This window comes from Bacteroides sp. (assembly GCF_052357945.1).
GTDB lineage: Bacteria > Bacteroidota > Bacteroidia > Bacteroidales > Bacteroidaceae > Bacteroides.
The window spans coordinates 1-23,135 of sequence record NZ_DAWCXD010000035.1 but is presented as its reverse complement, the minus strand read 5'-3'; the positions used below and the strand labels follow the sequence as shown (position 1 = coordinate 23,135).

The window sequence follows — 23,135 nt, the reverse complement described above, 5'->3', positions numbered from 1 at the left end:
TTGCAATTAATAAATCTATTTTATAATATCGGAAATATATTTAAATTATGAACGATTATAAATAAGGATACCACTAAAAAAGAGTTTATTTTTCAAACTATGATTACGATTGTCTCTTTCTTCAACAGTTCTCTTATCAATATTATGTTTTCATAACTAATAATCAAAAAACTGAATTTCTACAGGTCCAAGCAACCCCGAAGACTGTAATGAAGAATCAGCTTTCCAAGGATTAATAGTCGTCCACGTCAGACGTTGATCTTCTGGAAGACGTTGATCGCCGATTAGACGATTTTGCCAATTATTGACGACTGTTATTTCTAATTTATTCTCACCTTCCCTTAAATAGTCTGTCACATTCAAACGATATGGATTAATCCACACACCGCCTACATAGTGTCCATTCAAAGTAACTTTTGCCATTATCATTACATTCCCCAAATCAATATACAGGCTCTTCTGCGGAAGTTTTTCCAATGTGAAAGTAGTTTCATAAACAGCCTGTCCGGAAAAGTATTTTATACTATCATTCTCTGAATCCATCCAATCCTTCAATTGAGACCAAACTACCGGGGTCTTCGGTCCACGTTTACCTGCTTCAAATGTGATCTTCCAAGGGGTATCTATCTTATAAACTATTGCTTTTTGCGGAAAATTATCTTTCTTTTCTGTTACTTTGTTAGTCTTGCGAAAAACAATAAAGGCGCTTTCATTTCCTTCCAACTCAACAGGTAAAGATATATAGCCTTTTTTACTTTTAAAATCTGGTAAATAACGAATCTCTCCTGTTACAGGATTCCAAAGTTCCGGAGAGAATTCCTGCGACACACGAAATTCTCCGTTAAAAAACACTTTCTCATTATGCTGATTGGATACAAAATAAATTTCCGCATCTGGTAGAGTTCGATGTATAAACAAAACTGGCATATCTTTTTCACACCTAAAATCAGGATGTATATTCAGTGTATCCAACACATCTTGTAAAATAATACCCCGTTGAAACACTCTTCCTTTTCCATAATGATCGTTAGCAAACAATTCTGTACCAATATGTGATACTTCCTTATCTGCTTCAGGATAGCCGGACAGGCTAGGAGAATATTCAGGAGTATCACCATAAACAGCCAAGCCATCGTGTACCAATTCACTAATCTTTCTCAGTACTTCGGGGCGCATTGATTTTTGATTTGGCAATACCAGTAAACGGTACTTCATTCCATCAGGCAGGGTCAAACAACCATCTTTAACGATAGCCCTCGTTAAAAGAACCTCGGCATTAATAAAGTCAAAAGAATATCCTTTTGGTAATTGAGGATCTATTGAACCTGTCATTTTGGGAGCATCTTCACCGATGAAATAAGCGACATCCGCCACATAAGTACCTTGCTGTAAAAGGAAGTTCGACCTCCGCAGATAGTCTGTAAATAAATCCATTTGACTAAACCAAGTGTTTTTACGATGAAAATCATTTCCAAACCAAGCACTCACACCGGGATTACGATCTTCATAAGGTTGGTGAATATACAAATGGAGTAGTGAAGCATTGATACCTTCAGCGAAAAAACGATCAATACGTGCTTTCATATTGCCCGGATAATGGGTAAAATTAGGTCCTCCACTTGTACATGATTCTGCCCAAATACGCTTTTTACCGTAAATATGCCCACAAGAGGAAGCACAACGATTTTCAATTAGCCCCAGATCACCAAAGCTCCAAAATTCACCACTAATCTCATCAGATTGACCGCCATATTGCAAGAACTCTCCCGGAAATCCCCAATGCCCATAATTTTCCAACCAAGTTGTGAGCCCATGTTGATGACAAATATCTCTCAATCCACCTACATAATCGTATGAAACTCCATCTGCAATCAGACGGCGCAGATCCCAAAGAAAACGAGAAGACATATCTTCATTCCCTACTACTTTACCATAGAGAGTAGGTAGATAAGGAAGTGGATCATATCCATAAGCTTTCTTGAAGCGCTCCAGCATATCATCCGTCCAGTTTTGGCTACCCGTCTCATAACTGTCTTGCACTGCAATTTTCAGGCTCTTACGATCAGCTTCAGGAATACGACGAAGAATTTCACCCATATAAGCATCAAAGTGTGCGTTGACATGTTGCTTACTCATTTTATCCACTTCAAGTCCGGTAGCTTCAGGTGTGGCAGGTGTATTTGTCACACCTGTCGTTTTCATTTCCAAACAGGAAATAATCCAGTCACCTTCCGGTACATTCCAAGTCAAAGTCCCATCGGAAGAAAGAAAAGCAGTCAAATCTATTACTTTATCCTGTGGTATCACAAAGCCCTCCGAATCATTATACCAATCCTGATTAGTCCACATATATGAATCCCATTTAGGATCGGGACGTTGATACATCTTCGCCAAAGATTGTTCCGGATATCGTTCTATCGTTCTTGCGGAAGAAAGAGTGACCGTGGCTTCTACATCCCCATAAGAATTAATCGGCTTATCCAACAATAAACGAAAGTCCGCAGATTCCGTTGCAGGAAGAGAAAGAACAACCGGAGCATTGGTGAAAAATCCGACAGAACGCATACCATTGGTACGGTCTATCTCAAACTTCCGGATCGTTTTATAGGCATCACCGACTTTAGCTTGGAGCTCCGCTTTCGTCCAGACATAATTGTTTGTAGCAAAAATGAAACTACGAATCGGCTGTGGTTCATCAAGGTGCATTTCAAAAACTACGGGTTCATATCCTTTCTGTTGCACTTTCCATTCTTTTTGAAACATGTCGCTTTGGACAGGATAAGCAATAATACGAACTAACTGCATGGAATCCGAATATCCTGGTACTGTGTACGAAAAAGTTCGCGGACCTTTCACCATCGTATCGGTGGCTGCCAGATAACGCATACTCTGTTCCGGCTTCACCCACGGTCCTCCCGACTGACTCCATCCGGGACTATTAAACATTCCTATTTCTATGTCCAGTTCTGTCGCAGTTTTCAGTGCTGCATGTATAGCATCCCACCATTCAGGCGTAAATATCTTCACATCTCCATAAGCATTTCCTCCTATATCAATATTTCCTATATATGCACGGGTGATCCCTGCCTTTTTCATAGCATACAGATCTTTAACCACTCCCTCTTTTGAGATATTATCTGAAATCCAATACCAATAACATCCCACTCGGATACTATCGGGAATTTCTCGGAAGCCTTTTTCAATAGTTACTATAGAAAGCACATCTTTTACATTCGAGCACGCTGATAAAAAGCAAATCAAGGCACACGTAATCATTACTAAAACATTTTTCATGATATCATATTTTTCACTTTAGTCAAACGAAACTTCCAGCAACTCCTCCAGCCAATTAATAAAAAGAGAATATATAAACTGGAGGAATATTGTGGAAACTCAAACATCACTCCTAACTTTTTACCTATATCTATTGAACTTTATCCTATGAACGCTTGAAATTTGGGAAACCACTAAAAAAGAATCATATAAAAATAATAATCAAGGCGATTAACTTCAAGTTAATTCACAAGACAATTTTCCTAAAGTTAATTTTGTTTCTGCACAGATTTAAATTAAATGATAATTTAGTTTATTACGGTACGTTTTTAAATGTATCAATAAAAAATTCAGCAGTCTCTAGAGAAGATTTTTAAATTTCATTTCTCATATTCTCATAGGTGACTGATAAACAACAAATAGTCAAATAAATAGCTTATGAGAAATACTTTCTAAGACGGCATTTCTCATAATACACCTTCTATTTTAGCTTAAAATTCACCTTATTCTCATAGTATTTCAGAGTATTTCTCATAGTTAAATACTATCTTCTCCTTTTTTCTGGTTGAAGATAAACTGTAGTTCCGATTGTTCCATATATTATGGGAAAATATTCCCTAATATTATGAGAATTTATTCCCACAAAATAAGAGAATCTTTTCCCTGTTAATAGGGAATACTTTCCCACAATATATGGGACAAAGAGAATATGTACTTCCCTGATAATGGTTGACTAGCTGTTTCTTTATTCTTGTATAGGTTGATTGGAAAAACACTATGAGAAATGCATCCAACAAGTATGAGAAATAAGGTAAAATACGGGGTATTTGACGGAAAAACTATGAGAAATACCATCTTAAAAATCATTTCTCATAGTCTATCCTATTAGTTTTCTGCCATTTATGATTAATGAATGAGAATATGAGAAATGAAAATCATAAATACACTCTAGTAGGGTATCTATTTCAAATTAAATAGAAAATCATAATGCCCTGCTTCTACATCAACAGTCTGCTCCTTAACGCTCACTTTCTTCTTATTCTTTTTACATGAGACAGCATTATTAGGGATGCAAACTGTAGCCGTTGTTCCGGCAGGAACTGTCAATTGAAGATTCAACTGATTATCATCTTTCAACTTCCAATTAACAGCAATTGTGCCATAAGGTGATTCTTTCGTTACTTTTGCCCAAGTCACACCGTTTGGAATTTGAGGATCGACATAGAAGTGACGATATCCAGGTTTAGCCTCGTCAAGACGTATTCCTCCTACAGCCTGATAAAACCAAGTACCAATTCCATTGTAACAATTGTGCACACGACTTCGTTCTCCGCTCCAATATTCCCAAGTCGCTGTCGCACCATGGTCAATCATATACAGATAACCGGGATAATCACGTTTCTTCATCATTTGATAGAAGAAATCCACTTGTTTATTCCGAACAGCCCATTCTGTCAAAATAGGTACTCCAACCAGACCAACAGCAATATGTCCTTTATGTTTTTCTTCGGTCATCATAACAACATTCTCTTTCACTTTATTGTACAAAGAATCAGGTACAACACCTACCAACATAGGATAGCACATATCCAATTGTGAGCCGGTAGAATAGATCCCTTCATCCGCACGGTAGAACGTCTGATGAATCAACTTGTTAAGTTTTTCTCTACGAATAGCAAACTCTTCCGCCTCTTCTTTGTTTCCTAATGTTAAGGCTGTCTTATACATAGTACTCAAGCATTCGCTGATAAAACAGTTACTTACCAAATCCACTGAAGCCTGATTACCTGCATCTACTCCCATGGGTGCCAGCCAATCTCCCAAATACCAGTCACGGTATTTGGTATCGGGCCAACGTTTCAGCAAACCATCTACTGTATACTTATCAACATACTTAAACCACTCTTTCATTTGAGAATAATATTTCTCAATCAAGCGGGGATCATTATAGTTGACATACGTTCTCCAGGGAGCCTGTACAAAGAATCCGCACCAATACGGACCGCCGCCACCGGCACCCGGATTAGGACCAACATGCGGCAAACTTCCTCCTTCACGCATGGAGTCTCCCCATGTTTGCACCCAGTTTTCAAATGTTGGAGCTACATCGTACATCGTTTGCAAAGACATCGTTGAGGAGTTTCCATCACCACCATATCCTGCACGTTCCAAATGCGGACAGTCTACCATATATCCACTAAAAGTCAGACATTTCATCGTATACTGAATCATTTGGTGAATAGCATTCAAGTCGGCATCCGAACATTCAAAAGTTGCGGTCTGTTTATAATCTCCATAAATCTGCAGAGATTTCATAGCACCTATTTCCGGTTTTTGAGGAAGATTGGAGACGCGCACATATCGAAAAGCGTGATGATTGAATTTATTTCTGAAGTATTCTCCTTGCTTACCACCAGATATATAAATATCACTTTCACCTTGCTTGTCAAATTCACCGTCTTTCGTCAAATTATCACTATATTCCATAATAACTTCATGACCTGCCGGCAATATAGGCATTTGCATCTCAAACCATCCGGTCTGAACCTTTCCCATATCTACCAGCCAGAGACCTTCACCCAGCTTCTTTACAGAAACAGCCTGCAAAATCTGATGTATCTTGTTTATCTCACACATTTGAGGGGAAGTGATATGATCGGGAACATTCACTTTCACAACAGGAGTCCATTTCATTTTGTCTAAAGCCTGTGTTGAAAGATCTCGTGGAAGAATCCTTCCATCCACCCTCTCACCTCCAAACTGCAAAGCACGCCAAGTACCTGTATCAGAATAGCCACTTTCACGTCCGTACCATGATCCGTCTGTCTTCGTTACGACTTCCCATTTACCATTTCTCAACACATCCAATTCTGCTTTTACCAGCGGACCTTCATAAGCTGCTCCGAAAGTCGTCGTTTTATACCAACCTTGTCCCAGCCAGATAAACAGATCATTTTCTCCTTCTCTTAAATAAGGAGTAATATCATAAGTAACAATTAGTGAACGTTTAGATAAATGTGATACAGCAGGGGTCAGAACGTCCTCCCCAACCTTTCTCCCATTGATATAAATTTCGTGATAACCTAACGTATTTACATGCAAGAAAGAAGTCTCCCCTTGAGTCAGTTTCACTTTTTTGCGAAGAATAGGAGCACAAATCTTACCACCTTCAACAGAAGCCCCTATATATTCTCCTTTCATCTGTGACTGATCCAAGATGCCAACTCCAAAACGGGCAACAGGACTCCATGATGAAGCTTGTTTTTTAGCATCCCAAACACGTACCCGCCAATAACACAAAGAACGAGAAGTTAAAGTCTTCCCTCGATAAGGTACCATAACCGAAGTTTTGGATTTCAATTTTCCGGTATTCCATAAATCAGCTTTATTCTGCACCAACAGAATACTATCCGAAGCTACCTGTATTTCATAATAAGTTTGCCCGCCTTTCCAGCCGTCCCCCTTTAACTTCCAACTAAAGTGAGGAGTTACATTATCAATCCCCAAAGGATCAATAAGATTCTCACATTTTAATTCCGCCAAATAGAAAGGCGAAGTTTTCTCATTTCCATATACTATCATCGACAGACAACAGAAATAACAAATTAAACCTAAACATAGCAATCGTTTCATTCTATTCATCTTCTATTATTATTCAACTCTTACCAGCCTCACTTTATGAGTGACAGGTTTATTGATTTTATAAATTGTTTCAACAAGACTCTTCATATAATTGCTCCAAACCTCCCGTATTTCAGGATTCATCGCTTTTATATACCAATCGTAGCTCATCCTAAGAAACCCGTCTTTAGGTAAATATTCTTTTAGTTTATCGATAGCTTTCTGATCATCAGTAAACAGTAATCCTTCTTTTTTCAGGAATGAATATTCGGTCCACAAGTATTCTCTAAAACGTTTCTCCACTTCAAACCGTTCTTCATTCAGATACATGATTTTCGCAGCTTGTTGATATTGGGGAGTATTCGGGTAATCTGCCAAATTCACTCCATTCGCCAACTTTTCGGATGAGAGATTGTCAATAAACTGATTGTCTATAGTTAACCGATACATTCCTTTCTCTAAGTTTGTTACCTGAAAACGTTCCTGATTAAACTCTTCCATAAATGGAACCAACTGCATTGCATCACGTTGTGACCTTTTATTTCCCCAGCCACTTCTAGAAATAGAATCCAGCGGATAAGGAAGAGCATACGCCAGATAATCAAAAGTCAGATCAGCTCCGCTCTTTTTTAGTTTTGAAATCTTACAGTTCTTATGGGTTATTACAAATGAATGATATGCATCAATAGATACTGATGACACTTCATCCCCAGCCAGTCCCTGTGCTTTCAGAAACAAATAGGCCATGACCATCTGTCCGTCATTATCCGGATGAATTCTATCTATCCTGCAGAATGTAAATGTAGAATCTGCCTCCTGCTCTTTTCTGCTTATCTCACGCATCGGTTGGTTAAAATCAACAAAACCCCAGCCATTCTTTTTAGCCGATGTACGTTGGGCATCTATGATTTTTAAAATGGCGTTGTTCTTATTATGCAATATAAAATTATTAAACCGGGAAGTCTCATCATAAGGAGAACCACCAATCAAAACTTTCTTTATTTTATTTTTAGCCAGTAAGCGTTCTTCTATTTCCCGATAGCTTTCCAATGACTTTGCAATCCGTTGTTCCGACAGTTCTTTTGCATCGTCTTTCATGTAAATATCATAACCGGTATCATTCATACCGAAAGTTAGAGTCACATAAGTTGGTTTCCTGTTGAAAACATCATAGTCCAAACGATCCTTCATATCCCACGCACTCTCTCCACCAATTCCGGCATTCATGATAGTAATCGGTTTATCCGGGAAACGAGTCATGTAATACAACCAGATAAATGAATGATAATGTCCGCCGTGAGTAATGCTGTTTCCTACAAATACCACACGTTCCCCTTCTTCAAACCGAGGTATTGTTGTTTGTGCCTGTAAGTAATCGCAATTTATATAAACTAAAGATAACAACAAAAGTATCCTCATTTTTAGTCTATTAGCCATTTTCTTTATTCTTTTAATCAAACCATAAAGATAACCGTACAACAATCAATCTGCTATATCCAGCTTATTCTTCTCTGCTTTCCCATACTGTTTCACCAATACACTTACGCCTCCTTTCAACAGTTCGGGAGTCGCCTCCATAGTGATAACCTTTTCTTCGCCCGGCATCAACGTCACATAATTATCGGACATAATAATTGGAAGTATTCGTTTTTGCGTAGCCTTATTAACAAGCCTCACCCGATTAGCAAAAGCCACAGTCTCGGAATTGTTCTTTACAGCTATATTTATCTTTCCGTCAGACATCGATTTATCCACCAATCGGCAAGACAAAGCAACTTCCGGAAGTGTGTTCAGCAATGTATAGTCAAGATCTCTCACGCCATTCCGCCAATAGAAGTTTTCAGAGATTAAATTACCTTTGGCATCTATCAGTTCCAACTTGATAAAATGAAGCGGAGTCAGTTCTTCTATCTCTTTTGGTTTCTCACCGTAGATTTCGAATTCGAACAAAGAATATCCAAACTGTGTGGCACGGCTGATGCCTGCCAATTTCACATAACGTGCTGTAACAGGTTCCAATTCAATCTGTTCAGTACCACCTCTTCCATCTTTGTTGGCATAAACGGTTTTCCATTCTTGCGCATCATTCGATACTTGCAGTTCGTATTTCTTAGCACAAGCTGCCTCCCATTTCAAAATAACCTTTTCTATCTTTTCTTCTTTACCAAGATCAATGTATATCCATTGAGGATCACTGTATGCACTTTCCCAACGACTTCCGGCTCCTCCGTCAGTAACCATTGAAGCACTTTTAGAGGCACCTGTTGAAGAAGAAGCTACAGCCTTCTTTCCATAAGCCAGATTGAAAGGGTTAAAGTTCAAAGAAAAAGCTTCTGCAATGTTGCTGGCTGCCACATCGACCTGTTTTGTCTGTCCGTATGCAGGCACTTCTTTTCCATTCAGGTCATAAATTGCAGCTTTAGCTATTGCACCTTTCAAGTCCTTTGCTGTAGTATTTATTACTTTTATATTGTTATTGGAAGCATTCCATTGGATATGTAAAGGTTCACAAGCCTTTTTTGCTCCCCAATAAGCACCTGTAGGATCATAATAATAGTCATAAGTCTGCCATACAAACGAGGGATAAGCCGGATGGCTCATCCAGATCAGAAGTCCGGCTGCATCATTCCACATCTTATCGTTCCAAGCCTCATACATACCTTTCATCACTTCGATATTCAGCATTTGCGCTTTCTCGCAGAATTCTTCCAATCCGGATGATTCTCCGTACTGTGTGTTCACTGAATTCTTATAATTAACCGGGTTGGCATTAGACGCTTCCTTACCGAAGAAATGTTTGTTCCATACATTGTCATCATCATTCTTCAACTGCTCATCAGTAGGCAGAGGCCACCAGTCTTTTTCCGGGATAAACTCTTTGATACTTTCAAATGTGGGGAAAGTGGCCGTTCCTATTTCTGTACGCATACCGTAACCGTGATCAATACCGTATGGATAAGCCGGTGTATTAAATGCCAGATTACTGCCTGAAGTTTCAAAATGGTGTCTTGGAGGTTGATTTCCCCACCAACCACTTCCGGACAATCCATCCTGATTGGAGCAAGACTTATACATACGGTCATTATTGTCCTCCTTCGCAATCATTTCACGCAGGTAATTATCCAAATCAGGTGCCGGATGCGTTTCATTTGCTCCACACCAAATAGCAATGGAAGGATGGTTTCTAAGACGTCTGACTTTATCAAGGGCATTCGCTTTAAATGCTTCCGGTTGAGCCACGTCATTGTATGCTACATATAACCAGAAATCATTCCATACCATAATCCCATATTTATCACAATAATCATAAAACTCATCATCAGTAACACAACCGGTCCATAGACGGATCATATTGTAATTCATTTCCTTATGAAGTCTGATTTTCGTTTCATACTCTTTGCCCTGACAGCGAAGCAGATATTCGCTCATTCCCCAGTTTCCACCTTTCAGATAGATCTTCTGTCCGTTGATAAAGAATGTAAGAACAGGATATCCCACTACATTATCGACCATTTTATACTCATACTTCTTGATACCGAATGTCATTTCTTTTACATCCGACACTTTTCCATCTACAGAACAAGTCAGCTTACAAGTATAAAGATTGGGATCACCATAACCATTCGGCCACCAAAGTTTCGGATGGTCAACGACCAATTGCGCTATGTCATCTTTGTTAATAGATAGTCTGGCTGTTGTTCCTCCTTCTACCCGAATGTCTTTAGAGAAAGAAATATTCCCCGGCTGAATCACTCCGGATACAACGACATCTTTGGGGGAAGAAGAAGCATTTCTAATATCTGTTGAGACAGAAAGCTCTACTTTCTGCAAGGTCGGTAACTCTGAACGTACCCAAGGATCTTCCATCACTACATCTCCCGTTACCACAAGATAAGCATTGCCTGTGATACCAGCCAGACGTCCCGGTACGTATGGCATCCAGTCCCAACCGGCACCAGCCAGATAACTGGGGCTACACGCAACTCCATACGGGTCTTTAGCCTTACGCGTCTTTTTCTGATCGGCATCGGTAATCAGAACAGCTATCACATTCTTACCGGATTTCTTTATCAGATTGGTCACATCAAACTTCGAACGTAACATGTGACCGCTTACATCTTTAGTAGATGTTTTTGTTCCTGATATCTTCTCGCCATTAAAATAGAAATCGGCAAAGCGGTTCGTATTGTCGAAATGAAGCCATACCCGCTTCCCTTCCGAATAAGAAGACGGGAGTTCGAATTCCGTACGATACCAGAAAGGACGGTTATAAAACGTTTCGTCTACTTTATAAATATTATCGGCATAATTAGGATCTGGAACGATTCCTGCTTCAACATAAGCAGTAAAAACAGTTCCGGGAACCACACCTTTAACGTAATCGGACATTTTAAATTCCGGAGTAGAAATCTGCTCTCCGGTTATGTTCTCTAAATCTGCCTGGGGTTTCACTTCCCAGATAATCCGAGGATTAGAGCTGTTCAAAGACATCCATGTACTCTGCTCTGCACACCCTGTCTGGATTAGAGCCAATATAACCGATACAATGATAAGCCCAAGTTTATTCATCATACTATCAAGATTTTAAAGTAACAATTTGTTTTAGAGTATGTTATTCAATCAAAGTCCCCACTCAACATTAGGTTTATCACCCATAAACAGCTCTAATGTACCTCCGGCTGCAATGTCCGCAAAATCAAGATAACATTTATTGTATTCCTGACCGTTCAACAAGGCCTTTTGTATATAGACGTTATTTATGCTGTTATTATGAGCTATCACCGTGAATTTCTTACCAGTATAATAGCTGGGATCAAGATTGAACTCTACTTTATCAAAAACCGGACTTGTAATCTCCATACGTGTATTTCCCGGACAGGAAGGATGAATACCGGAAGCAGCCAACACATACCACGCCGACATCTGACCTACATCTTCATTGCCAACAATCCCTTCAACTTTGTTTGCATAAGCCTTTTCACATGTATAGCGTGTCCATTTTTGAGTATACCAGGGAACTTCAAGCTGATTGAACAAAAAAGGAACGAAGTGCACAGGTTCATTCGCATGGTTATAATATTCATTCCACAGCATATTAGAAGGAGTTTTATTAAAGAAATCTGTTAAATCCGCAATAACTTTCTCCTTGCCACCCATCAAATTCACCATTCCCGGAACATCGTGAGGTACAAACCAACCTTGCTGATAAGAGTTTGCTTCTATACACCCATACCATTCTTTAAGACGTGCATTCTCCGGCCATTCTACCCATGTACCATCTGCTTTACGGGGACGGAACCATCCCTTTTCTTTATCAAAAATATGATGATATGCCTGTCCCTTTTCATAGAAACATTTGGCATCGTCTTCTTTCCCCATAGCTTTCGCTAATTGAGATATACACCAATCAGTATAAGCATACTCCAAAGTGGTTGAAATACTCAATGGTTCCGGAGCATACCCCAATGAATCATTACCAAAACGACGGGATGTGTTAATGGCATAACGATATGCTTTCTCTGCATCATACGTACGAATCCCTTTGATATAAGCATCTGCCAAAACAGACAAAGCAGGATTTCCCAACATACAGCCGGAATAGGAATTCAGCAATTCCCAACGTTCATAGTATTCGCGCCCACTCTGATCTGCCATAGTAATCAATGAGTTCAGTTCATCACTTACTAAACGCGGATTAATTATAGTCTGCAAAGGAAACTGACTACGAAATACATCCCATCCACTGAATATAGTACGTTTTGTAAAGGTGCTGTCAGCCGTATGTATTTTATAATCACCGCCTACATAACGTCCGTCTACATCTGTATAGATACGAGGATCAATCATCGTATGATACATGGCAGTATAGAATATCGTTTTTTCATCATCCGTACCACCGGATATCCGGACACGATTAAGTTCTTTATTCCACAATTCAGTAGCTTCCTGCTTTACTTGTCCAAAATTTTTAGAGGCTATTTCTTGTTCAAAGTTATTTGCAGCACCCTCCATATCAACAAAAGAGATACCAACTTTCATCTCTACAGTCTCTCCCTCCTTCGTTGGAAATTCAGTAAAAAAGCCCAGGTGTTTACCTGTCAGTTCTTGCTTGTCTTTTATAACCGGAGCTTGTGATACACGAGTCAAATAAGGAATACTCACTACTTCATCACGTTTCCGAACCCAATGTTCGGGAATATCTGCACTCCAAAAGCCATAATTAGTCAAAGGTTTACTAAATTGTGCATAATAATAAACGGTATAATCGGCTTTTCCTTCACCATTACCCCATCCACCACCATCAGGTGTGCACTTCATCCATCCTTGAATAGTGTAATCATCTACAACTTTAATATACTGCGAAGTAGATGTTCCCCCTACTCTACGAGCTAAATCAATCTGAATACGCGATTGGTCACTAGAAGGATAAGTAAAATGTAAAATTCCACAGTGTGGTGTCGCGCTACTTTCTACTTTGATATGATAATCAGTCAATTCTACCGAATAATATCCGGCCTTAGCCGTTTCAGTGGCTTTGTTATAAGCCGAACGATATCCTTTTATACTATCATTATTCTCTTTACCTGCCACTTTATATAATTCACCAGTTGTAGGCATCACAAGAAAATTGCCCAAATCACCAAACCATCCCACACCACTCATCTGGGTAAAGGCAAATCCTTCGATTGTCTTATGTTCATCACTGTATCCGGAACCGTTATCACCTCCCGTTATTGTATTAGGACTAACCTGTACCATACCATACGGAGTCGTAGCTCCGGGAAAAGTTTTACCTAATCCGTGATAAACACCGGCAGCCCCTACACTAGTACTGGCACCAATAAACGGGTTTACATAATCAGTCGGAACCAAATCTTCCGATACGGTATTGGTTGATGAGCAACCCGTCATCCAACACAAAAAGCAAACAATTAAAAGATTAGCAGTCGCTTTATACATAACAATAATCTAATTATTTTAAGTCAAACTAAGAACGAAAGTCTTAATACCAAAACGAGGCATTGAAATCATCATTTCCGATTTACCTGCACGTGTTTTTATCTTCTTTCTTTCGATACATTGTCCATTCAAATCAACTTCCTCCACTCCGGATAATGGCATGTCAATGGTAACCTTTTGTAATTTTTCGTCCCCTTCAGAATTGAACAGGCGCAATAGTACCTTTCCATCTTTCATTTGAAGAGCACTCACTTGATAACCAGTATTCTGTAAATCAATAAATGATTTCGATTCCGGTTTTACCACTGGATAGCAAGAATGCAGCAATGGTTCATTCCAACAATCGCTATCATCTGCGATTGATGCTTTGTCCCATTTGCCACGATGAGGTATAATTGCATACTTCATCCTCAAAGGGTGTGTTATTTTATAATCAGGTCCCCAAAGTCCTCCACCCGAATATTGAGCAGTCAGTCCTAGCGGATAGTCCTCTCCATAAGAATAAGAAGTAGTATGGTCTGATAATAAAGCCAGAGCATAGTCGCCTTCCTGTTCAGCCAAGTCAACCCAATGAAGTATAATATTATGTTTGATTTGATCCCAAGAGTCAAAGAAAGTATCAGTCAGTTTGCTTTCGCATACATCAAACGGTGCATTTTTATAAACACGGGGAGAATGTAAATCAGTCGGGAATAATACACTTAGTTTAAACCGATCGTCACAATAAGCCCGACGATTATCACGCCAACGTTCCTCTTTATATTCACCAATACCTACATTCTTTTTCCAGTCAACCGTCAAATCAAAATCGATTCGTCTCGTTCCTTTAGTGAGAGTGATTACCTGTGTAAACGGATGGGAAGCAATCTCACCCTCTATCTTAATTTTTTGCTCATATACATTATCCCTTACTACTGTCAGCTTGGCCGGAGTCTCTATAGAAGAACGAAATTTGCCTTCTTCATAAAAAAAGCCTCGTAGCTCCCCTAAAGCATATTTCTCCGTTTTACCTGCAAAATCCTTATTCCCTTCTTTTTTAGCTATCAGGCTTTTTATGGTTCCTCCCTTTGATAAGTCAAAAACAATTTTATACATATCATTTTCAACCACGTATTCCTGTTTATTCACCTTATTACCTTCCAAAACGAATCTACTCTCCGAAGCCTCTTTCTTACCGGCTTCTTTCTTTTTTATACAATACGTGGAATAACCAAAGGGAGGAATCTCTGCCTCAAAAAATAATCTTATCTCTTTACCTTCATTTTCTACCAAACAACCTATATCTTTACCTTTCCAGTCATAAACACATAAATCCGCATTTTCAGATTCCGTAGGCAGAAGAACACTTACGATTTCCTTTCTTCTCATTCCTAATGTATTAAAAACACGTATATATTGCTGTTGAGCATTATTTTGCGGAATAAACTTTTCATTAAAGCTCTGCATAGATGCCTCAATAATTCCATCTGCAAGATGATTGGTACTATCTGTCCATCGCTTAATCTGATCAGCCCATGTTCCTTTTCTATTCAGTCCATTATAAGGCACAATCCACGAATCATGATGTTGTGCCAACATCAGTGTACGCCAAGCCTCATCCATATCTGCCTGTCGACAAATATATTTATTTTCCAGATAAGCCATTACAGACATTTTCTCTGCCATGACAATTCTATTTTCTGAAACACGTACTTCTTGCGCTATTTTTTGCAAAACCTGACTTCCCCACATAAGATTCACATGTATATCTTCCTGTGAAAAATACCAGTTATCATCCGTTTTTCCGATGGAGACATTTTCAATGTAATCTCTCCATGTCATATATATAGAGTTATTTTTTGTGTTCTTTCCACTTCCCAGCCATGGGCCGTTCTTCCATCCCGCATCCTGAAAACACATACCAACGGGGTGTTTGATACCTGCGTTACGGCAATCTTTTAAATAAGCAGCCGAATTTCCCCAAGCAGTTGTCTGCCAAGTTGATCCCGGCTCTAGTTTTTCACAAGCATACCTGGGAACGGTCAATATTGCAGTCCCGTCCGGTCCCACCCAATTAACCAATTCTCCGCCATAAGCAGCAGTATACCCTCCCCAACAGGTATTGGGACATTTCAATACAGCATATTTAAAGCCGAATTGTTTAAGGATTTGTGGCAAGCAACTTGTGAAGCAAGGTTCTTCTACCGAATAGGTTACAAAATCGACCCCCGGAAAATGTTTGTTTATTTTAGCAATACCATATTGAAACTGTCTTATTATACTCTCTCCCGAGATATTATAACAATAAGGCTGTGCATAAGTAGGATTCGTAAACTCTACCTGATTACTAGTAGCCATCTCTTTAAAACGCAAATAAGCCTCCGGAGTCTGTACTCTGACTGTATCCCATGTTTCAGGCTCTATCTCCATACAAATCCGCCAGTCCGGATGCATAGCCAGATGATCCACAATGAATTGAGTTTTCCACTTTACCGGATAATGTCCATATATCCCGCCATGATACCCATCAGCAAAATAAGCTTGTTGAGAATAAACATTTGCATAAAAGAAAACAGTCAGTAATATGATATAAATTTTATTCATGGTATCCTAAACCTATTTATCTTTGTGTTGCTCCATTCTACACATAAATTCATATAATTTATGTTGGACAACTTCTTTATTATTTTCATATTCCGGAGATATCCAATCAACGAGTGCCAGCAAAGTCTGATTTTCTATAAATTCTTCCTTCAGCCTTTCATTGTTTTCCACTTCTATGAGAAACTCTGTTTTTTCATCAGAAGTAAATTCATCCGCAAAATATTTATTCAGACAATTCTCCATATACACAGTCCTTTTTTATCAAAGAACGATTATCTCAATAAATACCCCTAAAAAATACCGATAAATTCATTAAAAAGTTATGCAGCCAATGTTACATTGAGTTTTGCTCTCAACTTTTTTAGTGCTATTCCCATCTGACATTCCACTGTATTTACCGAAATGCCCAAACGTTCGGATATTTCCCTATACTTCAATCCTTCCATGCGGCTTAACAAAAATATGTCACGGCATCTTTTAGGCAAACTATTGATAGCATCCCGTATCAGGTTCTCCATCTGATTTCTTTCTGATATATCATATACATCAAAACGATCCAAAGATTGCAATTTCAGATTCAACTCAATCTCAAAAGAAGCCTTCACATTCTCGACATACTTTTGCTCGAATACTTTATGCTTTAAATAATCCAAACATTTGTTTCTCACAAGTCTGAAAAGATAAGCATTCATATTCTCAATATGATTCATTGACTCTCTCTTTTCCCATAAGTCTGTAAACACATCTTGCGTTATGTTCTCAGCATCCTCTTCCGACATCACAAATTCTTTTGCAAACCGAACTAGCTTGGGATAATAAATAAGATACAATTCTGAAAAACTCATAGTTGTGTGTTTCTTTAGATTAGTATTCAGTTATCAAAAATCTTGTGATGCAAATATAGAGATGAAAAAAGCCTACTTCTTAGTGGAAGTAGGCGGGAAAGTAAACGTTTTATAGATCAATTATTATATAGACACCTAATAATCAACATTTTATAATAAGACCATTTTTTAATTTTGGTAAACCGGATAGAATCATTTTTGAGACAAAGAACCAAGCTTTTTTACCTCCTCCTCAAAGATATTACTATCAAGAGTGGACATTCTCTTCACTTTACTCTTATAATTATAGATTGTCTGCACAGAATAATGCAAAAATACAGCAATCTGTCCAACATCGGTAATTCCTAACCGTATCAATGCAAATATGCGTAATTCTGTATTCAGTTGGTCCTTTTCCAGTTTATAACGCTCCTCCGGTTTCAACAAAGAATTGAACTTTTCCACAAAGTTAGGATACAATTTAAGGAACGCTTTATCAAAGTTATGATATAGTTCTTCAAGTTCCTTTTCAAAAGGTCGGGAGGATGACTTATATAAATCATCAATCTGTCCGGTCTTGATTTTCCTGTTCACATTCTTCCTGTACTCATCGAGTTTATTAATATAAACGGCACATTGATTCATAAAATACCCCACATATTTTTCCTTAATCAGATTAGCTTCGTCGAGATTCTTATTCAGCCCGACCAGTTCCTCATTCATAGCTTTAAGATGCCGTTTAGCCCGGGATACAATTTTTGTTTGTTTATATGTAAAATACAGGGTGATAGCAAGAGCTACCACAAACAAACTAGTCAGAAATATATAGAAACGAAGGTTCTGCTTTTGTTTTTCCAACCGGATCAAGTATGTATTTTCAATAATCGGATGGATGCGGGCAATTACCGTATTCTTAAAGCGGGAATTATAAAAGATGGCATCGTCCAATGCTACTTTTATATAATTATAAGCTCTATCTATATCTCCCTTTTGATATAAATTGACAGCTAATGTCAACAATGCTTCATTCTCTTTTACAGCCAATTTTATATCTGTCATAGCAGCCAAAATCAAATACTTTTCTTCCAACGCATCATTTCCAATCAAACGATAAACTCTTGCGAGCCCCATAGCCATCATTGCATATCCATGAGATGTCAGTTCCTGCTTATTATATATCTTCGTTAATATCTGAAGAGCTTCCTTTATACTACCCTTATCCTGAAGTTTCACAGCTTTTTCTTTTTTATACTCTTCCGATTCTTCAACCAAAACGCCCATCACAGTATCCCGATAAGCTTCTTTCTCTGTTATATACTCATTGGAAAATCGAATATCATCCGTATATTTTATAAGGTTCTCATAATAACGTATACGATTCCAACAATATGATGCTTTCAAATGATCGGGTAAATCCGCACACTTAATCGACTTAAAAATATCATTTGCTTGAATAAACAAACCGGATAAAGAATAGACAAAAGCCAACCGGAGCTGCTCATCCAAAAGATATTCTTTATTACCGATTGTTTTTGCTATATCAATATTCTCATGAATGTATTGTTCTGCCGAGTCACAGACAAAAGTCTCATATTGATGAATAATCTCTTTATTTAAATTATATATATCCTCCAACGAATTAAGGCCAACCTTCTTTTTCTTTAATTCTTTTATGGTAGCTTCTTTCTTCTGGGTATATATCAAACGTTCAGAAATCACTTTGTCCAACACCTTCAACAAAGAATCATTCTCACTATCTGCATAGAGGTAAAACAAAGAGTTTAGAAGGAAAAATATAAACCAAAGTGTGCGTTTCATAATCATGTATTCTTTCTTAGTCTGCAAAAAAATGTATTTTATTTGTGTAATTCGTAAAAAAGGAAGTAAATCGTTCTTTTTATTGCATCTTTTAACAAATACAAGAGAAAGATTTGTCTCATTCAAAAATAATTTTTCATGAAACCGTACCGACCCAAAAACGAATCGCAAAGAAGCGGAGTTAAAAAAAGCTTTTTTGCCACTCGGACTTTGCAAAAAGTATAAATATTAGTTCTATATTTGCAGCCGTTAAAGGAGAAAGATGAAACAAAACTTAAAATTCGGACTACTTTTAGTATTGGCTTTGCTCATCCATTGCGCAACTAACGGAGCAATGGAAGATATGTGCAAAGTTTCCTCCCCGACTTATCGGCAGGAGAAATGCTATGTGTCGCAAGATCGTCCGATACAAAATGCTTTAGAACGTCTTTACAACCTTTACGCTACCCAATCTTGTGATATGAGTCATACGGACGTCACACATGTCCCGGCAAATAAAAGCGTACTGTTGCCAGTTGCTTTTTCCGGAGAACATCACAATTCTCAAAGACCGTATCACTCTTCATCTTCTCATCCCCCAACGTGCTATTATGATCCTATCTCCTATTATATATATGGGTTAAGAAAGATAGTCATTTAGCCTACAGTACAGTAGACTCTTTTACTCGTCATTTATTACAGTTGGTTTTATTCTCCATAGGGCGAATAGACTAATTGTTTATTTCTATATAATATTCAATCTAAACAGCTATTGAATTATGAATTTTACATTTTTAGTTGTTGTTCTACTGACAGCGCTTGCTTTTGTCGGTGTAGTAGTAGCTCTTTCGCGTGCTATTTCTCCCCGTTCATACAATCTGCAAAAGTTTGAGGCTTATGAATGTGGTATACCGACACGTGGTAAATCATGGATGCAGTTTCGCGTAGGCTACTACCTGTTTGCCATCCTATTTCTTATGTTCGATGTCGAAACTGCTTTACTGTTCCCATGGGCAGTAGTTATGCACGACATGGGACCACAGGGACTTATTAGTGTTCTCTTCTTCTTTATCATTTTAGTTCTGGGTCTTGCTTATGCCTGGAGGAAAGGAGCTTTGGAATGGAAATAACCAAAAAGCCAAAAATAAAATCTATTCCGTATGATGAGTTTATCGACAATGAATCATTGGAAAAGTTGGTCAAGGAACTTAATGCAGGAGGAGCAAACGTTGCTCTCGGAGTTCTTGACGACTTTATCAACTGGGGACGCAGTAACTCACTGTGGCCGCTTACCTTTGCAACCAGTTGCTGCGGTATCGAATTTATGGCACTGGGTGCCGCGCGTTATGACATGGCCCGCTTTGGGTTTGAAGTAGCACGTGCCAGTCCGCGCCAGGCTGATATGATTATGGTATGCGGAACAATCACCAATAAAATGGCTCCGGTACTGAAACGACTCTATGACCAGATGCCCGATCCGAAGTATGTGGTTGCCGTAGGCGGATGCGCTGTCAGCGGAGGTCCTTTCAAAAAGTCCTATCATGTGGTAAACGGAGTGGACAAGATTCTTCCGGTAGATGTATATATTCCCGGATGCCCGCCACGTCCTGAAGCTTTCTATTATGGCATGATGCAATTGCAACGCAAAGTGAAAATAGAAAAGTTCTTTGGTGGAGTAAACAGAAAAGAGAAGAAACCGGATTATTTAAAAAATGAAGAATGATTCTACATTCTGTAATTTAAAGGATTTATGCAAGAAATACAATTTATAGCTCCTGCAGCGTTACACGACGAGATGCTGCGCTTGCGAAATGAAAAACAGATGGACTTTCTCGAAAGCCTCACCGGTATGGACTGGGGAGTAGCCGATGAGAAAGACGCTCCGGAAAAACTCCGCGGTTTAGGCGTAGTCTACCATCTGGAATCTACCATTACAGGCGAACGGATAGCACTAAAAACAGCGACAACCAACCGCGAGCTACCTGAAATTCCATCTGTCAGCGACATTTGGAAGATAGCCGACTTCTACGAACGTGAAGTTTTCGATTATTACGGTATCACTTTTATCGGTCATCCTGACATGCGCCGGCTTTATCTGCGTAACGATTGGATAGGTTATCCAATGCGCAAAGATAATGATCCGGAAAAGGATAACCCATTGTGTATGACCAATGAAGAGACGTTTGATACGACTCAAGAAATAGAACTGAACCCGGACGGAACCATCAAAAATAAAGAGATGAAGTTGTTCGGTGAAGAAGAATATGTAGTTAACATCGGTCCACAACACCCTGCTACTCATGGTGTAATGCGCTTCCGTGTTTCTCTGGAAGGTGAAATCATTCGTAAGATTGATGCGAACTGCGGTTATATCCACCGGGGCATCGAGAAAATGAATGAAAGCCTTACCTACCCTCAAACATTAGCCTTGACAGATCGTCTTGACTATCTGGGTGCACACCAGAACCGTCATGCACTGTGTATGTGTATTGAAAAGGCTATGGGTATTGAGGTTAGCGAACGTGTGAAGTATATCCGTACTATTATGGATGAATTGCAACGTATCGACTCTCACTTGTTGTTCTACTCTGCACTGACGATGGACTTGGGAGCGTTGACGGCATTTTTCTATGGATTCCGTGACCGTGAGAAGATTCTCGACATCTTTGAAGAGACTTGTGGCGGACGTCTGATTATGAACTACAATACAATTGGCGGTGTACAGGCTGATCTTCATCCTAACTTCGTCAAACGAGTAAAAGAGTTCATTCCTTATATGAGAGGAATCATCCACGAATATCATGATATATTTACGGGCAACATCATCGCACAAAGCCGTATGAAAGGCGTCGGTGTGTTAAGCCGTGAAGATGCCATCTCTTTCGGTTGTACCGGAGGTACAGGCCGTGCCTCAGGATGGGCGTGTGACGTACGTAAACGAATGCCATACGGTGTATACGACAAAGTAGATTTCAAAGAAATTGTTTATACGGAAGGTGACTGCTTTGCCCGTTACCTGGTGCGTATGGATGAAATCATGGAAAGTCTGAACATCATCGAACAATTAATAGACAATATTCCCGAAGGACCTTATCAGGAGAAGATGAAGCCTATTATCCGTGTTCCGGAAGGCAGTTATTATGCTGCAGTAGAAGGAAGTCGTGGTGAATTTGGTGTCTTCCTTGAAAGCCAGGGTGACAAAATGCCTTACCGCCTGCACTACCGTGCTACGGGATTACCGCTTGTTGCCGCAATCGACACCATCTGCCGGGGAGCAAAGATTGCCGATTTAATTGCTATTGGCGGAACAATAGATTATGTCGTTCCGGATATTGATAGATAAAATACTTAATTATTAAGAATATATGTTCGACTTTAGTATAGTAACAAACTGGATACATGAGCTACTACTCTCCATTATGCCGGAGGGATTAGCCATCTTTATAGAATGTGTAGCTGTCGGCGTGTGCCTCGTAGCACTATATGCCATCCTGGCTATCATATTGATCTACATGGAGCGTAAAGTTTGCGGTTTCTTCCAGTGTCGTCTTGGTCCGAACCGTGTTGGTAAATGGGGTTCTATTCAAGTGGTCTGCGACGTACTCAAAATGATGACCAAAGAAATCTTCATGCCGAAGGGTGCCGACCATTTCCTTTACAATCTCGCTCCATTCATGGTGATTATCGCCTCATTCCTGACTTTCGCTTGTATTCCTTTTAATAAAGGTGCAGCGATTCTCGACTTTAACGTGGGCGTGTTCTTCCTGTTGGCTGCTTCCAGCATTGGAGTTGTCGGCATCTTGCTGGCCGGTTGGGGTAGTAACAACAAATTCTCTTTGATCGGTGCCATGCGAAGCGGTGCACAGATTATCAGTTACGAACTTTCTGTTGGTATGAGTATCATGACTATGGTAGTACTGATGGGAACCATGCAATTTTCTGAAATCGTAGAAGGACAGGCTGACGGCTGGTTCATCTTCAAGGGACATATCCCTGCAGTCATTGCTTTTATCATTTACCTGATTGCCGGAAATGCAGAATGTAACCGTGGCCCGTTCGACCTTCCCGAAGCGGAAA

Annotated in this window: 14 protein-coding genes; 5 read left to right on the top strand and 9 right to left on the bottom strand. The window is 39.2% G+C overall.

The window, feature by feature from the left end:
* Positions 1-156: 156 nt before the first annotated feature.
* The 9 genes from ACT8YW_RS09270 to ACT8YW_RS09230 form a co-directional block, all read right to left on the bottom strand.
* Entirely contained in the window at positions 157-3,294 is a 3,138-nt protein-coding gene (locus ACT8YW_RS09270) for a glycosyl hydrolase (protein WP_444104706.1), read from the bottom strand.
* 939 nt (positions 3,295-4,233) lie between these two features.
* Complete coding sequence (locus tag ACT8YW_RS09265) at positions 4,234-6,915, bottom strand: family 78 glycoside hydrolase catalytic domain (RefSeq protein ID WP_444104705.1); 2,682 nt, start codon at positions 6,913-6,915, stop codon at positions 4,234-4,236.
* A gap of 9 nt (positions 6,916-6,924) precedes the next feature.
* Positions 6,925-8,331, bottom strand: coding sequence for an SGNH/GDSL hydrolase family protein (locus tag ACT8YW_RS09260; protein WP_444104704.1), 1,407 nt, complete (start codon positions 8,329-8,331; stop codon positions 6,925-6,927).
* Positions 8,332-8,376: 45 nt separating this feature from the next.
* Complete coding sequence (locus ACT8YW_RS09255) at positions 8,377-11,466, bottom strand: discoidin domain-containing protein (RefSeq protein ID WP_444104703.1); 3,090 nt, start codon at positions 11,464-11,466, stop codon at positions 8,377-8,379.
* A gap of 48 nt (positions 11,467-11,514) precedes the next feature.
* Positions 11,515-13,854, bottom strand: coding sequence for a GH92 family glycosyl hydrolase (locus tag ACT8YW_RS09250; protein WP_444104702.1), 2,340 nt, complete (start codon positions 13,852-13,854; stop codon positions 11,515-11,517).
* 18 nt (positions 13,855-13,872) lie between these two features.
* Positions 13,873-16,437 carry a glycoside hydrolase family 38 C-terminal domain-containing protein gene (locus ACT8YW_RS09245; RefSeq protein ID WP_444104701.1) on the bottom strand — a complete coding sequence of 855 codons (2,565 nt, stop codon included), beginning with the start codon at positions 16,435-16,437 and terminating at the stop codon, positions 13,873-13,875.
* A gap of 12 nt (positions 16,438-16,449) precedes the next feature.
* Positions 16,450-16,680, bottom strand: a complete 231-nt coding sequence (locus ACT8YW_RS09240; protein WP_004312118.1) for a hypothetical protein — start codon at positions 16,678-16,680, stop codon at positions 16,450-16,452.
* A gap of 77 nt (positions 16,681-16,757) precedes the next feature.
* Positions 16,758-17,282, bottom strand: a complete 525-nt coding sequence (locus tag ACT8YW_RS09235) for an RNA polymerase sigma-70 factor (protein WP_004312117.1) — start codon at positions 17,280-17,282, stop codon at positions 16,758-16,760.
* A gap of 192 nt (positions 17,283-17,474) precedes the next feature.
* Positions 17,475-19,079 carry a DUF6377 domain-containing protein gene (locus tag ACT8YW_RS09230; protein ID WP_444104700.1) on the bottom strand — a complete coding sequence of 535 codons (1,605 nt, stop codon included), beginning with the start codon at positions 19,077-19,079 and terminating at the stop codon, positions 17,475-17,477.
* Positions 19,080-19,341: 262 nt separating this feature from the next.
* On the opposite strand from ACT8YW_RS09230, the gene ACT8YW_RS09225 reads away from it, so the two are divergent.
* From ACT8YW_RS09225 to ACT8YW_RS09205, 5 genes are all read left to right on the top strand, one after another.
* Positions 19,342-19,719, top strand: a complete 378-nt coding sequence (locus ACT8YW_RS09225; RefSeq protein ID WP_444104699.1) for a hypothetical protein — start codon at positions 19,342-19,344, stop codon at positions 19,717-19,719.
* 118 nt (positions 19,720-19,837) lie between these two features.
* Positions 19,838-20,188, top strand: coding sequence for an NADH-quinone oxidoreductase subunit A (locus ACT8YW_RS09220; RefSeq protein WP_004301466.1), 351 nt, complete (start codon positions 19,838-19,840; stop codon positions 20,186-20,188).
* Positions 20,179-20,781: an NADH-quinone oxidoreductase subunit B gene (locus ACT8YW_RS09215; RefSeq protein WP_004301465.1), complete on the top strand. Its 603-nt coding sequence runs from the start codon at positions 20,179-20,181 to the stop codon at positions 20,779-20,781. The genes ACT8YW_RS09220 and ACT8YW_RS09215 overlap by 10 nt, the downstream gene beginning before the upstream one ends.
* 27 nt (positions 20,782-20,808) lie before the next feature.
* The gene (locus ACT8YW_RS09210; RefSeq protein WP_009000380.1) at positions 20,809-22,401 is read left to right on the top strand and encodes an NADH-quinone oxidoreductase subunit D; all 1,593 of its coding nucleotides are present in this window, start codon (positions 20,809-20,811) and stop codon (positions 22,399-22,401) included.
* 22 nt (positions 22,402-22,423) lie between these two features.
* Positions 22,424-23,135, top strand: a 712-nt coding sequence (locus ACT8YW_RS09205) for a complex I subunit 1/NuoH family protein (RefSeq protein ID WP_444104698.1), incomplete at its 3' end; no start/stop codon positions are given.